Here is a 13,938-nt window from a genome sequence, read left to right as displayed (position 1 = left end):
ATTGAAAATGCGACAGTGAAAATCAATGCCAAAATAGAGGAAATGGAAAAGGAAAGCTATCGCCTTGTCACAATGTCATTTTGGGGAACCGAAAGGGCTGTATTGGTTTTCAAAAAAGGATTAAAGGGCAGTTTGCTTTAATATGTAGCTATCTAAATAGAAAATTACTCATTCTAAATTAACATCGGAGGTATAACTTATGGAAAAGGAAACAACAGGAACTGTAATTTCAGTTACAAAACAATGGTGGTTAAAAGTAAATCGTAAACCTGTCCGTACCCATGCTATGGATGGTGCAGCTTTTCCACATATTATCAAGGTCAAATACACGATAGGCGTCAAAGATTACACCTGCCAAAAATGGATTGGCGCAGGAAACAAAATTCCTGACAAGGGAACAACGATTAAAGTTATCTATTGTGAAGATAAACCATCAAAAGCAAGAATTGAACTCTGATTCAAATAGCTTGATATGGTAGGTTTTATTCGGTGTGGAGTAACAAGTTTTGGTAATTTGGATTCCTCACTACTGAAAAAATAGTGTCTTTTATGCACACTTCCTAATTCTACGCTACGACAGCAAAAGAAAAAAAGCCGTCGTAGCGCAGACATATTTTCACGCGCATTTGAAGCGGTGGCTTTAATTTTTAGAGCCGCCGCTTCTTTTTGTCTACTGCTAACATAAATTAGCGGCATTTAGGAGGGCTGCCGCTATGGGGATTTCTTTGTTGCTATACAGCATACATAGGTTACATTCATTAAAAAAAGTATAGCTCCCCCACCGGACAAGTCCGACTATACAGATGAACTATCAAATCAATTAAATACTGCTGTTATTTCCTATGCGTCGGTCTGCGCCTTGCAGATGGGCGCATTTTGCATTTTACAGAAGATTTTTCAAAGAAATTTTCGCTTTCGTCCGGCGTTTAAAAAAGTCGTCTGTATTATCCCGCGAAAAGGGGAGGTACTACCGCCTTTCGGCAGAAAGGAGGTGATTACATGGAACCTAATCGCAGAGAATTTCAGAAGCAATGTGTCTTTCAAAGTTTCTGTAAACGGGTGCTACACAACGAAGCCTGTAACGCCCATGATGAAATCCGGCGACGCAGGAAACGGGAAGTTTCTTTTTGTGACCTTGCCTTGCATGAGGAACGGCAGCTTTACACTACGGATAAATATTTTCAAGCTGAAACAGCCGAGCCGACTTATCAAATGGCAGGAAAAGAAATAACCCCGAAGTTATTGCTTGAAGCAATACGCACCCTGCCGGAAGAAAAGAGAACTGCTATACTTCTGTACTATTTCGAGGGCATGACTGACGTGGAAATCGGAAAAATGTTCAATACGTCGCGCAGCACGATACAGTACAGACGGACAAGCTCTTTTGAACTGTTAAAGAAATATTTGGAGGAACACGCTGATGAATGGAACGAATGGTAATCAAAACGACTACCCGGAAAATGCCCTTGTTCCCTATCCCGTTATTTTGGCGGCGAGCAAAGGCGACCCGGACGCTATGAAAATGGTCTTGCAGCATTTCAGCGGCTACATAGCAAGTCTTTCCATGCGGAAGCTCTACGACGAGCGCGGCAATGTCTATTATGGCGTTGACGAGGATATTCGGGAACGGCTGCAAGCAAGACTGATGAGGGCTATCCTCACTTTTCGGGCTGAATAACCTACGCGATATTGGAACGCTTCTTTCCCCTTTTCCGTTCCATACCGCAAGACAGCCCCCTGCTCTTTGATAAAGAAAGCGGCGCAATAGAACGGCGACGCAGCATAAGGCAAATCGGATACGTTCCTTTTGTGCCGAGCCATGCGGCGGGTACGCCATGACCTTTCTCTTAACAGAAAAGCGAGCGAGAAATACCACACCGTAAAGCAGGGATAGCAGCCTGCGGGCGATAACGCACAGAATACATAATGATACTTCCTTACAGCCATAGTCCGAGCGTTAGAAGCGTCGCAGGCAATGGGTAGGGCTTCGGCAGACCGCCGGAGGGGTGCAAGTCCCATGAGGTTACGCTAATAGCCGTCCGATTAAAGCCTATGTTACAGATTGATTTTTGACCCATTAAGAAAGGGGGACGACAAATTGAACAATAACGACGTGCCGATTTGGGAAAAGTACACTCTTACCATAGAAGAAGCAGCAAAATATTTCCGTATCGGAGAAAGCAAGCTGCGGAAACTGGCAGAAGAAAATCCCGTCCCGGACTGGGTAATGATGAACGGAAACCGTATTCAGATTAAGCGTAAGCAGTTTGAAAAAATGATTGATACGGTGGACGCAATCTAATAGTGAAATCGAGCCTTGAATGTGGTACAATGTAGTCAAGCATATCAAGGCTCTTTCCATTATGGAAAGGAGCATAACGATGTCGGAAAAAAGACGGGATAATAAAAATCGTATTCTCCGCACCGGAGAGAGCCAGAGAAAAGACGGGAGATATGCCTACAAATATATAGATACCTTTGGGAAACCGCAGTTTGTTTATTCTTGGAAGTTAGTGCCTACGGACAAAACCCCGGCAGGAAAGCGCGACGATATAGCGTTGAGGGAAAAAGAGAAAGAAATCCAAAAAGACCTTGACGACGGTATCGACCATATCGGAAAGAAAATGACGGTCTGCCAACTCTACGCAAAGCAGATACGCCACCGGGCAAATGTGCGGCATGGTACAAAGCAGGGGCGAAAACAGCTCATGCGGATTTTGCAGGAGGATAAACTTGGAGCCTGCCGGATTGAAAATGTGAAGCTCTCCGACGCAAAGGAATGGGCGTTACGCATGAAAGAAAAAGGTTACGGCTTCAAGACTATCAACAACCACAAGCGTTCCTTAAAGGCTGCCTTTTACACAGCCATACAGGACGATTGTATTCGTAAAAATCCATTTGACTTCCAGTTGAACACAGTCCTTGAAGATGATACGGAACCAAAGGAACCTCTATCCCCTACGCAGGAAGCGGCTTTTCTGTCCTTTGTACAGCATGATAAAGTCTATCAGAAATACTACGACGAGATTATCATACTGTTAGGGACAGGGCTTCGCATTTCGGAACTCTGCGGACTGACGGAAGCTGACATTGACTTAGACAAACAGCTTATCAATGTAGACCACCAACTTTTGAAGATTGCAGATGTGGGCTACTATGTGGAAACGCCTAAGACGAAAAGCGGCAACCGGGTTATTCCTATGAGTGAAAAAGTGTTGGAAGCATTTCAACGGGTGCTAAATAAACGGAAATATGTACAGCCTGTTATTTTAGAGGGCTACACAAAGTTTCTGTTCCTTAACCGGAACGGCTTGCCAAAAGTGGCAGTCAACTATGAAAGTATGTTCCGGGGGCTTGTAAGGAAATACAACAAAACGCAAAAGGTCGCATTGCCAAAGGTAATGACACCGCACACCTTACGCCACACATTCTGCACCACGTTAGCAAATGCGGGAATGAACCCTAAAGCATTGCAATACATCATGGGACATTCCAACATCAATATGACGCTGAACTATTACGCACACACAACTTCCGAAACGTCAATAACCGAAATGAAGCGGCTGATTGCATAGTAGTAAATGGAGAATTTACTACTCCACATACTACTTTTGAACACAAAAACATACGGGGATATAAGAAGATTTGAGAGTATCTTCCACAATGAAAAATGCCGGAAAAGCCTGTAACAATAGGCTATACCGGCATATAAGAACTTTTGAAAAGATAGTCAAAAATTACTTTGTGATTTAAGATAAAAATACATTTCGCTTTCACTCCAAAAAAGAAAGAGCCGCAGCAACATGTACGCAGAATCAGACACTGAAAATGTCTAGAAGTTCTGCAATATAGCACGTCACTGCGGCTTATTTGCAAGCAATATCATTTTCTCAAAGCATTAAGGTGGTGGCTTTCCACCGATTGTGACCGGAATATCTTCCTTTTTGGCAACACACTTATGCCAAACAGTAATTGGTTCCTCTAGCATCGCAGCTGTTTTAAGGATAAAACAGCGTTTTCCAATCGGACAACTTTTATTACAACGGTAGACAACTCCATTTGAATTCATAATGTTCTCCTCGATTTTCTATATAAGCGTGTTCGCTTAAACATAACACCTTGCTCTAAAATGAAGGGAGTCGAAACTCCCTGAGTTTTGATTAGGTTAAGTAAGCTGTTGTAGGCGGGACAATGAGCTGAAGATTCCTCAGCCGATACCTCATTGCCTGTCTGGATACCTGATAGACCTGGGCGATTTTCCGAATATAATCTTCCGTCCGATAATCTTCATGTGCTGGCCGATCAAATCCAGAAATCGAGCGCCACACGGTTGGAACCGTTTTCCTTGGCATAAGAAAATCTGCTGCACAGGTATTTGCTTGATACTCGATGTGATCCAGTGCGGTGACTAGTTTTTTCTTCTGCCCGAATAATGTGCACTTGGTCGTCTGGTGTACATAGTCAGGTGGTTCCCGCCGGAAACAGTCTTTGTGCAAAACCTGATGAAAAACTTCGTGCATCACCGTAAAACGTTCACGCCCAATATTGTTTCCCTCGGTCAAAGTGGCATCAATTAAAATCGTGCCCTTTTCAAGGTAGATCCTTTCGGGCTGAATCCCTTCATAAAGATGCGGTGCCGGAGAAACCCAGATATAGCCAGGGTTGAAAGCAGTCAATCCAAGGATCGCTTGATCCGGGCGGATGTACTTCCAATCGTAATCAACACCGAGGCATTCCTCGATCACACGGTACACATCATATTCTTTCGGCTTTTTCAGCAACTCCGGGTCAAACTTCTGAAGCAGCTGTTCTGCTGCGCGTTCCAGTTGTTCCGGTGAATAACGATAGTAAAACATCAGGTACTTTCGCCACGCTCCTTCTTTTCCATCATCTCGATCATCTTCTGCCAGAGATCATCCCCGGCATCCGTATCGCGCGCCATCCTGAGTGCAACACGGACCTGTTCGTTGCCCATGATGTACTCCGGGAGATCCGGAGAAACCGTGTTCTCCTTTGCATTCGCAGCAAGATCGAACATTTTATCCCGATCGTCTTCGGACAAATGTAGCGTTGTAGCAATTGCATAAAGTTTGTCCTTATCCGGTGGGTAACGGTGTCCCTTCTCAATGTCGCTCATATAGGCAGGCGCAATGCCGATTTCAGATGCGAGTCCCCGCAGCGTAATGCCACAGGCTATTCGTTTCTCCTTGATAAATGTCCCGAATTTTTCCTCCGTAGGCATAGGGCTTCCTCCTTTTGTTCAAAATCAGCGTGTTCGCTAATTTCTAACACCATTATACCCCATTTCTGCGCATTGTCAAGAGCATCGCACAAAAATTTTGGAAAGTTCTCTATCTGGAATGTATTCCTATCTGGACGAAAATAATGTATAATCGTTATGTAAAATGAGAGTTACTGTTCTATCCGTGACAGCATAAGAAGGAGATTATACCAATGGAAAACGCAAATTTCAATCAGCTGGTGTCGTTTGTATTCGGCATTGCCAATGACTGTCTGGTTGATGTTTACGATGTAGGCGACTACCGAAAAATTATTCTGCCGATGATCGTGTTACGCCGCTTTGACGCAGTTCTGGAACCGACAAAACAGGCCGTTCTTGCCATGAAACAAAAACTGGATGCCGCAGGCATTATGGAGCAGGATGTTGCATTGTGTTCCGTTGCACACGAGGCGTTCTGCAATAGTTCGCCTTTTACACTGTCCGATTTGAAATCCCGTACAAATCAGCAGCAGTTGAAGCAGGACTTCATTCTATATCTGGATGGATTCAGCAAAAATGTACAGGATATCATCACAAAATTTGAGTTTCGGAACCAGATTGATAAGCTTTCCGAGCATGACATTCTGGGGCTTTTGATTTCCAAGTTTGTTGACCCGTCCATTAACCTCAGCAGCCGTCCTGTGCTCAACCCGGATGGCAGTGTAAAACTGCCGGGATTGGATAACCACACGATGGGGACCGTGTTTGAAGAAGTTATCCGAAAATTCAATGAGGAAACGAATATCACCGATGCCGGACGTCATTTTACGCCCCGTGATATTGTGGAACTGATTGCTGATCTTGCCTTTGTGCCGATTGAAGATCAGATCAAGAGCACGACTTACCGCATTTACGATGGCGCTTGCGGCACCGGCGGTATGCTGACGGTTGCGGAAGAGCGCATTCAGAGGCTTTCCCAAAAGGCCGGTAAAAAAGTTTCCATCCATCTGTATGGTCAGGAGAATGCAGACGAAACCTACGCGATTGCGCGCGCCGATATGCTTGTTAAGGGTGAAGGCTCCCAGGCGAATAATATTTTCTTTGGCTCGACCATTTCTAATGATGGCTTTCCCGGAGAAACTTTCGATTTCTGCCTGTCAAACCCGCCGTTTGGTACGTCATGGAAAAAGGATCTGGCCGCATGGGGTTTTACCAAGAAAGATGATATCACGGACCCACGTTTTCAGGTCACCTATCGTGGGGAGGATTTTTCACTCCTGCCGGACATCGGCGACCCGCAGATGCTGTTTCTTGCAAACAATATCAGCAAAATGAAGCAGGATACCCCTTTGGGCAGCCGTATTGTAGAGGTGCACAACGGCTCTTCACTGTTTACCGGCAAGGCAGGGCAGGGGCCTTCCAATCTGCGTCAATATATCATCGAGCAGGATCTGTTGGAAGCTATCGTGGCGCTGCCGGAGAAGATGTTCTACAATACCGGCATTGGCACCTATCTCTGGGTGCTTTCCAACAAAAAGAGTGCTCAGCGTAAAGGTAAGGTGCAACTGATCGATGCAACCACCATGAAAGCTCCTCTGCGCAAGAACCTTGGTGAGAAAAACGGCGAAGTCAATGCTGCACTGCGCAAAAAGATTCTGGACCTGTATCTTGCATTTGACAAGGCAGACCCGGAATACAGTAAGGTTTTTGAAAATCACGAATTCGGTTATTGGCAGGTGACAATGCAGCAGCCAAAGCGCGATGAAAACGGCAAGATCCTGCTGGACAAAAAGGGCAATCCTGTCATTGACAAGGAGCGCAGCGGTGACACCGAGATCATTCCTTTTACCTACGAGGGCGGGATCGATGCCTTTATTCAGAACGAAGTACACCCCTATGCGCCGGATGCGTTTGTGAAACCGGGCAGTGAAAAAGTGGGCTACGAGCTGAGCTTTACCAAATATTTCTATAAGCCGGTGCAGCTGCGGACGCTGGACGAAATCGCAGCGGATATTCGCGCGATTGAGAAGGAAACCGACGGCCTTCTGGACGAGATCATTGGAGGCTGAGATGAGATACGAAAAATATAAAAAATCAATCTCTCCCTTTTTGGAAGAAATTCCATTTCACTGGAAAGAAACTTATCTATCGCATGCATATAGTTTGTCTAGCGATACAGGACATACTGAAGAGCAACTTTTATCTGTTTTTTTGGATAAGGGCGTTGTAAGTTATTCGAGTACAGATCAAAAGCAGGTTCATAAGCCAAGCGAAGATATGTCTAAATACCAGCTAGTAAATCCAGGAGACTTTGTTATTAACAATCAGCAGGCGTGGCGCGGTTCTGTTGGGATTTCACGTTACAAAGGTATTGTCAGTCCAGCATATTATATTTGGAGACCGAGGAAAGATAACAATCCGTATTATATGAATTATCTATTTCGTGACCACTACATTATAGATCAATTCGTTTTGGCCTCGAAGGGCGTTGGCTCGATTCAGCGTCAGGTCTATGTTCCGTACATGAAACGTATAATTCTCTCCATCCCTCCTCGCGAGGAGCAGAACCAGATTGTGCGGTATCTAGACTGGCAGGTGTCCAAAATCAACAAGCTGATTCACGGCTACCAACGGCAGATCAAATTGCTGGAAGAGCGGCGGCAGACTGTCATTGACCGAGCGGTAACAAAGGGCGTTCGGCATGGTCGTCAAATGCAGAGCATGCAGGCAAACTGGATGGGAGATATTCCTGCCGATTGGAAAATGATTCCGTCAAAACGGCTGTTCCTTGAAAGTAAGGAGCGCAAGCATCCGGATGATAAACCCGCAACTGCAAGTCAAAAATACGGAATTATTTTGCAGGAAGACTACATGAAGAGCGAAAACAAGCGCATTGTGATTGCGACGCAAGGGCTTGATGACTGGAAGCATGTAGAACCAGACAATTTTGTGATTAGCTTGCGTAGCTTTCAAGGTGGCATCGAGCGAAGTGAAATTTTTGGATGTGTGACATGGCACTATATCGTCCTATTGCCGCAGAAATATGTGGTGCCAAGATACTTCAAGTGGTTACTGAAATCCAAGAGTTATATCAAAGCTCTTCAAGGCACTTCTGAATTTATTCGCGATGGACAGGATTTGCGCTATTCAAATTTTGTAAAAGTTGATTTGCCGTTGATTCCCACCAGTGAACAGGAAGAGATTGCAGATTATATTGAACAGGAAACCGCTAAAATCGACCGCGCGGTTCCTGTTCTGGAAAAAGAGATTGAACTCCTCAAAGAATACTGCACTCGTTTGATTTCCGATGTGGTCACCGGGCAGATGGACGTGCGCAATGTTGAGGTGCCGGAGTATACGCCGGAAGAAGATATTGCAGAGGAGGCTCCGGAAGAACAGGAGGTGGAGATGGATGCCGACTAATGTAAAAGAAAACGGCTTTGAATCGTCGATTGTGAGCTGGCTTGTGCAGCACAACGGCTACGAGCAGGGCTCCAATGCGGATTACAATAAAGAAATCGCGATGGATGAAACACGTCTGTTTCGTTTTCTGAATACCACGCAGGCGGACAAAATGAAGCAGCTGCGTCTGGAAAACGACCCTCTGGAAAAGGAAAAATTCTTGCAGCGGCTGGATCAAAGTCTCCATACCAATGGCGTGATCGACCTGCTGCGCAAGGGGTTCCGTTATAAGCACTTGGTATTGGATATGTTTTATGTGCGTCCGTCTCCCGGCAATGAAACTGCCGCCAAACTCTACGCACAGAATATTTTCAGTGTGACCCGGCAGCTCCAGTATTCCCGCCAGAATCCACTGCTGGCACTGGATGTATGCCTGTTTCTGAATGGCTTGCCCATCGCTACCATGGAGCTGAAGAATCAGCTTACGAAGCAGAATGCAGCGGATGCTGTAAAGCAGTATAAAGATGAACGCACTCCGGATGAAGTTCTTTTTGGCTTTAAGCGGTGTATCGTTCACTTTGCTGTAGATGACAATGAAGTGCGGATGTGCACCGAGCTTAAAGGGCAAAAGTCGTGGTTCCTGCCGTTCAATAAAGGTTACAACGATGGTGCGGGCAATCCACCGAATCCGGACGGCATAAAGACAGATTATCTCTGGAAAGAAATCCTTCGCAAAGATGATTTCTCCAACATCATTGAAAATTATGTGCAGATCATTTGCGATGAGGATGAAGAAACGCATAAAAAGAGCTACAAGCAGATATTTCCGCGCTATCACCAGCTGCAACTGGTCACTTCTCTGCTGGCGGATGCCAAGCGAGATGGAGTTGGAAAGCGATACCTGATCCAGCACAGTGCGGGCTCTGGAAAGTCTAATTCCATTGCATGGCTGGCGCACCAGCTGGTTACGTTGAAAGACGCAACCGACCACAATATTTTTGATACTGTGATCGTTGTTACGGATCGCGTTAATCTGGACAAGCAGATTCGGAATACGATCCGGCAGTTTATGCAGGTTTCCTCTACAGTCGGCTGGGCCAAGGACTCATCGGAACTTGGAACACTGCTGGAAAAAGGTACAAAGATCATCATCACCATTGTACATAAGTTCCAGTTCATTCTGGAGGATATCTCCAAGCTCCACACCAACCGGAGCTTTGCAATCTTGATCGACGAAGCTCATTCCAGTCAGAATGGCGACCTTTCCACAAAAATGAACATCGTTCTGTCCGGAAGCGAGTACGACAATGACGATCTTCTGGAAGATAAGATCAACACCCTGATCGATGGCAAAAAGCTTGCAAAAAATGCCAGCTATTTTGCTTTTACTGCCACGCCCAAAAATAAAACGCTGGAAGTGTTTGGCCGGGAAGAAATTCAGCCGGACGGAAGTAAACGTTTTTTTCCGCATTATGTCTACACGATGAAGCAGGCTATTGAGGAGCACTTCATCATGGATGTCTTACGCTATTATACTCCGATCCAGAGCTTTTATAAGCTCTCCAAAACGGTTGAGGATGATCCGCTCTTTGATAAAAAGAAGGCGCAGCGGTTGCTCCGCTATTATGTGGAATCCAATCAATATGCAATCGAGCAGAAGGCGGGCATCATTGTAGAGCATTTCCACACAGAAGTGATTGGTCGTGGAAAAATTGGCGGTCGAGCCCGTGCCATGGTGATTACCAGTGGAATCCCGCGCGCCATCGAATACTATAAAGCAATCAATGCTCTTCTGGAACAGCGTAAAAGTCCTTATAAGACGATCATTGCCTTCTCTGGCACAACCAAGTATGAGGGCAGGGAAGTTACCGAAGCGGATCTGAATGGTTTTACAAGCTCCAAAATCGAGCGTACCTTTAAGAAAGACCCTTACCGGATTCTGATTGTTGCGAATAAGTTTCAGACCGGTTTTGATGAACCTTTGCTGCATACGATGTATGTGGATAAGGGGCTTTCTGATATTAAAGCAGTTCAGACACTTTCCCGTCTGAACCGCAGTGCACCAGATAAAAATGATACGTTTATTCTGGATTTTGTAAACGATCCGGGTGTGATTAAAGCAGCTTTTGATAAATACTACAAAACAACGATTCTGTCTGGCGAAACAGATGTCAATAAACTGAACGATCAGATTTCGGAAATGGAATCGCTTCAGGTTTACACCCACGAGGATGTGGATTCCTTTGTCGAGGCATATTTGGATAATGCGCCTCGTGAGGAACTTGATCCGATTTTGGACAGATGTACAGAAAACTACAAAGAGCTAATCCCGGAAGAACAGATTCTCTTCAAATCCAATGCCAAAGGATTTGTTCGGACATACAATTTTCTCTCGGCGATTTTGCCCTACGGTAGCGTAGAGTGGGAAAAGCTGTCGATTTTCCTGAAGCTGCTGATCGGCAAACTTCCGTCTCCCGCTGAAGATGACAATATCAGCGGTCTACTGGAAGATATTGATCTGGAAAGCTATCGTGCAGTGGCACAGGATACCATGCGGATTCAGCTGGACAATGAAAATGGTGAATTGAATCCGATCCCCGTCAGCAGGGATGTTGGTATTTCGGTGCCAGAGCTTGATCCTCTGACGCAGATTCTGAAGGAATTCCATGATGCGTTTGGAGGCATTGACTGGACAGACGAAGATAAAGTGAAAAAGCAGGTTGCTGATCTGCCCGCCATCGTCAGTAAAGACGAAGCCTATCAGAATGCTATAAAAAACTCAGATGCACAGAATGCTCGTGTTGAAAGCGACCGTGCAACGATGCAGGCGATTCTCGATTCCATGAGTACGACGATTGAACTGTACAAGGCAGTGAACGAAAACCCGGCACTCTGTAAGTGGATTCAGGATATGGTTTTTGCCAACACGTATCAGACTTCGCCGCCTGCCAAAGAAGATCAGCCTGATTTCGATTGAAACACCAAAAGATATGTGATAAAATCAACTTATGATAGGGGATTATGCCCATCGCCGGGTGCTCGGCCTATCAATTTGCATGAAATCTGGATTTTGGAAGGAAGCAGCTATGCGTATTGACAATCTGACCTTGAAGAATTTCAGGAACTTTGAAAATGCCGAGATTCCGCTGAATCCTAAAATGAATATTGTGATCGGCAACAATGGCAGTGGAAAAAGTTCTCTGCTTATGGGGGCATTGACCGCTGCCAGCACTTTCTTCCTTGGAATTGACTATGCTTCTCCTCGCAGTATCAAAACGGAAGACGTTCGCCATGTGGCGTATGAAACCAATAAAATTTATCAGCAGCGCGAAGTTTATCCGGTTGAGGTGTCCTGTCAGGGTGTTATAAACGGTAATGCTTGTACATGGTCTCGCTCTCTGAGTGGACCAAAATCCAACACTACCTATGGTGCTGCATCGGATCTGAAAAAAATTGCATCTGAACTTCAAAAAGAAGCAGCAATTCCTTCTTCGCAAACGGTACTTCCGCTCATTGCTTACTATGGTACGGGCCGCCTGTGGGCACAAAAGCAGGCGAAACAGAAGGAAAAACAGAAGCTGAAGTCCCGCTTTGAAGGTTATCAGGACTGCATCGCTGAGCAGGCTACGGACAAGCAGCTTATGGAGTGGTTCAGTGACATGACCCTCCTTGTCAGTCAGGAAGGACCTATTCCGCAGGTGAGTGCGGTTCAGCGGGCGTTGGAACGCTGCTTTGCGGATTTGATCGACCACGATGAAACGCAGCATGTTAAGGTGGAATATCGTCAGAGATATCGGGCGATTGTTGTTGAATACGTTAATCGGAATGGCGAACATGAGCTTCATCCGATGTCTGAGATGAGCGATGGATACCGGTCTGTGCTGAATATGGTAGCAGATATTGCGCACCGGATGGCTGTTTTGAATCCTCAGCTCGGCGATTCTGTTTTGGAAACACCTGGTATCATCATCATTGATGAGATTGAATTACACTTGCACCCCGGCTGGCAAAAGCGAATCCTGAATGATTTGACAACGGTTTTTCCCAATATTCAGTTTATTGTATCCACGCATTCTCCGGAAGTGATTACTTCCTATAAGGATGCAAATCTTATTCTGCTGAAACACGAGGGCAGTGCAACACAAATCGATTCTGCCTACGGCAAGGATGTAAACACTGTTCTGCGAAGTATCTTGCTGGTTGGGGATCGTCCGATTGAAATTGAAAAGCTGTTTGATAAATTCTCGGAGCTTCTCCATAAGGAGGATTATGCAAAGGCCAAAGAGGTTCTGGAAAATCTGGAACAGATTTTGGGATATAATGATCCGTCCGTCTATGATGCCAGAAACAGTCTGGAAATTGAGCAAATGGAGTGGCCGGAATGAGGTATATCAAAAAGTCAGAGATTGAACCGCGAGATTTGCGAGAGTATAAAAAGAACTGCCGCAAAGCATCCCCGCCGTTAAAAATTACTTATAAAGATATGCCAAAGGACGGTACACGGCAGCAGTTGGCACGCGACCAAGGTTATCTTTGCGCATATTGTATGCGCCGCATTAGTCTCGATCCGGCGGACCAACTCAACTATCTGAATATTGAACACCTTGACCCGCAAAATCAGTTGCCGGATGAGGCAACTACAGATTTTTCAAATCTTCTGGGCGTGTGTCCCGGAAATCGGAGTTCTACGGAAAATGCAAAAAAGACTTGCGATGCCTACCGTGGAATCTTGGAAGAAGATCAGCAGACAATGCGCTTGAATCCGCTGGATGAAGCTCAGATGGATACAATCTTCTACCAAAGAAATGGTGAGATAGGATCAACCGACACGGAACTTAACAAGGAGCTTTCCGACAAGCTCAACCTGAACAGTGAAGCGGCCTACTTACCGCAAAATCGTGAAACCGCTTACAGTCAGTTGGTAAGATTTCTGAAAGCCAAAAAGCCCATAGGTGAATGGTCAAAGCCATTTCTTCAGCAGGCATGGCAGTTGTTTTGTACGCCGGACAAAACAGGGGCCTATCGGGAATATGTTGGGGTCTATGAATACTGGCTCAAGCATTGGATGAAGAAGTGATTTCGTGCTAAGTGTTAGGCTTATGTGCCGCTGCTTGACGCACAACGTCTGCTGCTAGGTTCAATATCATGTGTTTTATAGCCTGCTTAAAATGCAAACAACGTACCACCGTAAATCCGAATGCCCTGCAATTTTGGCTGCTGCTCAGGCTGCGATCAAGACCCCCGCAAGTGATTGCGTGAGGGCTTGAGAAAGCACAAATAATGCAAGTGAACCGCCCCGGTTTCCGTAACAGGAG

The 13,938-nt window shown here is 45.5% G+C and carries 13 protein-coding genes; 10 read left to right on the top strand and 3 right to left on the bottom strand.

The window, feature by feature from the left end; translation table 11 throughout:
• Nucleotides 1–199 precede the first annotated feature (199 nt).
• From J3353_RS14475 to J3353_RS14455, 5 genes are all read left to right on the top strand, one after another.
• Nucleotides 200–457: a hypothetical protein gene (locus J3353_RS14475; protein ID WP_022621582.1), complete on the top strand. Its 258-nt coding sequence runs from the start codon at nucleotides 200–202 to the stop codon at nucleotides 455–457.
• Nucleotides 458–999: 542 nt separating this feature from the next.
• Nucleotides 1,000–1,440 carry an RNA polymerase sigma factor gene (locus tag J3353_RS14470; RefSeq protein WP_018112814.1) on the top strand — a complete coding sequence of 147 codons (441 nt, stop codon included), beginning with the start codon at nucleotides 1,000–1,002 and terminating at the stop codon, nucleotides 1,438–1,440.
• Nucleotides 1,421–1,678, top strand: a complete 258-nt coding sequence (locus J3353_RS14465; protein ID WP_009905237.1) for a helix-turn-helix domain-containing protein — start codon at nucleotides 1,421–1,423, stop codon at nucleotides 1,676–1,678. Before J3353_RS14470 ends, J3353_RS14465 begins: the two co-directional genes overlap by 20 nt.
• 420 nt (nucleotides 1,679–2,098) lie before the next feature.
• A complete protein-coding gene (locus J3353_RS14460) occupies nucleotides 2,099–2,302 on the top strand; it encodes an excisionase (protein ID WP_009905235.1) in 204 nt (67 codons plus the stop codon).
• Between the two features lie 79 nt (nucleotides 2,303–2,381).
• Nucleotides 2,382–3,575, top strand: coding sequence for a site-specific integrase (locus J3353_RS14455; RefSeq protein WP_044477098.1), 1,194 nt, complete (start codon nucleotides 2,382–2,384; stop codon nucleotides 3,573–3,575).
• 323 nt (nucleotides 3,576–3,898) lie between these two features.
• Here J3353_RS14455 and J3353_RS14450 read toward each other — a convergent pair whose 3' ends face one another.
• From J3353_RS14450 to J3353_RS14440, 3 genes are all read right to left on the bottom strand, one after another.
• A complete protein-coding gene (locus J3353_RS14450; RefSeq protein ID WP_156074450.1) occupies nucleotides 3,899–4,069 on the bottom strand; it encodes a hypothetical protein in 171 nt (56 codons plus the stop codon).
• 91 nt (nucleotides 4,070–4,160) lie between these two features.
• The gene (locus tag J3353_RS14445) at nucleotides 4,161–4,856 is read right to left on the bottom strand and encodes an ImmA/IrrE family metallo-endopeptidase (RefSeq protein ID WP_156074451.1); all 696 of its coding nucleotides are present in this window, start codon (nucleotides 4,854–4,856) and stop codon (nucleotides 4,161–4,163) included.
• Entirely contained in the window at nucleotides 4,856–5,242 is a 387-nt protein-coding gene (locus J3353_RS14440; RefSeq protein ID WP_156074453.1) for a helix-turn-helix transcriptional regulator, read from the bottom strand. Before J3353_RS14440 ends, J3353_RS14445 begins: the two co-directional genes overlap by 1 nt.
• Before the next feature lie 212 nt (nucleotides 5,243–5,454).
• Between J3353_RS14440 and J3353_RS14435 the strand changes: the two genes are divergently transcribed.
• From J3353_RS14435 to J3353_RS14415, 5 genes are all read left to right on the top strand, one after another.
• Nucleotides 5,455–7,290, top strand: coding sequence for a class I SAM-dependent DNA methyltransferase (locus J3353_RS14435; protein WP_207685109.1), 1,836 nt, complete (start codon nucleotides 5,455–5,457; stop codon nucleotides 7,288–7,290).
• Between the two features lies 1 nt (nucleotide 7,291).
• Nucleotides 7,292–8,644: a restriction endonuclease subunit S gene (locus J3353_RS14430; RefSeq protein ID WP_156074457.1), complete on the top strand. Its 1,353-nt coding sequence runs from the start codon at nucleotides 7,292–7,294 to the stop codon at nucleotides 8,642–8,644.
• Nucleotides 8,634–11,600, top strand: a complete 2,967-nt coding sequence (locus tag J3353_RS14425) for a type I restriction endonuclease subunit R (RefSeq protein ID WP_156074459.1) — start codon at nucleotides 8,634–8,636, stop codon at nucleotides 11,598–11,600. The genes J3353_RS14430 and J3353_RS14425 overlap by 11 nt, the downstream gene beginning before the upstream one ends.
• A gap of 109 nt (nucleotides 11,601–11,709) precedes the next feature.
• The gene (locus J3353_RS14420; protein WP_207685108.1) at nucleotides 11,710–13,008 is read left to right on the top strand and encodes an AAA family ATPase; all 1,299 of its coding nucleotides are present in this window, start codon (nucleotides 11,710–11,712) and stop codon (nucleotides 13,006–13,008) included.
• The gene (locus tag J3353_RS14415; RefSeq protein WP_156074462.1) at nucleotides 13,005–13,700 is read left to right on the top strand and encodes a hypothetical protein; all 696 of its coding nucleotides are present in this window, start codon (nucleotides 13,005–13,007) and stop codon (nucleotides 13,698–13,700) included. The genes J3353_RS14420 and J3353_RS14415 overlap by 4 nt, the downstream gene beginning before the upstream one ends.
• The last annotated feature ends 238 nt before the right edge of the window (nucleotides 13,701–13,938 follow it).

Origin of the sequence: Faecalibacterium sp. Marseille-Q4137, from assembly GCF_017377535.1 — a bacterium.
Lineage (GTDB): Bacteria > Bacillota > Clostridia > Oscillospirales > Ruminococcaceae > Faecalibacterium > Faecalibacterium duncaniae.
Note: the sequence above shows the minus strand (reverse complement) of the source record. Positions and strands in the feature narration are given on the sequence as shown.

Bases quoted from the DNA above. Each gene is read 5' to 3' on its own strand.
- J3353_RS14430 (WP_156074457.1), top strand. From the start codon at position 7,292: ATGAGATACGAAAAATATAAAAAATCAATCTCTCCCTTTTTGGAAGAA.
- J3353_RS14420 (WP_207685108.1), top strand. From the start codon at position 11,710: ATGCGTATTGACAATCTGACCTTGAAGAATTTCAGGAACTTTGAAAAT.
- J3353_RS14415 (WP_156074462.1), top strand. From the start codon at position 13,005: ATGAGGTATATCAAAAAGTCAGAGATTGAACCGCGAGATTTGCGAGAG.
- J3353_RS14425 (WP_156074459.1), top strand. From the start codon at position 8,634: ATGCCGACTAATGTAAAAGAAAACGGCTTTGAATCGTCGATTGTGAGC.
- J3353_RS14440 (WP_156074453.1), bottom strand. From the start codon at position 5,242: ATGCCTACGGAGGAAAAATTCGGGACATTTATCAAGGAGAAACGAATA.
- J3353_RS14475 (WP_022621582.1), top strand. From the start codon at position 200: ATGGAAAAGGAAACAACAGGAACTGTAATTTCAGTTACAAAACAATGG.
- J3353_RS14435 (WP_207685109.1), top strand. From the start codon at position 5,455: ATGGAAAACGCAAATTTCAATCAGCTGGTGTCGTTTGTATTCGGCATT.
- J3353_RS14445 (WP_156074451.1), bottom strand. From the start codon at position 4,856: ATGTTTTACTATCGTTATTCACCGGAACAACTGGAACGCGCAGCAGAA.
- J3353_RS14450 (WP_156074450.1), bottom strand. From the start codon at position 4,069: ATGAATTCAAATGGAGTTGTCTACCGTTGTAATAAAAGTTGTCCGATT.
- J3353_RS14455 (WP_044477098.1), top strand. From the start codon at position 2,382: ATGTCGGAAAAAAGACGGGATAATAAAAATCGTATTCTCCGCACCGGA.
- J3353_RS14465 (WP_009905237.1), top strand. From the start codon at position 1,421: ATGAATGGAACGAATGGTAATCAAAACGACTACCCGGAAAATGCCCTT.
- J3353_RS14470 (WP_018112814.1), top strand. From the start codon at position 1,000: ATGGAACCTAATCGCAGAGAATTTCAGAAGCAATGTGTCTTTCAAAGT.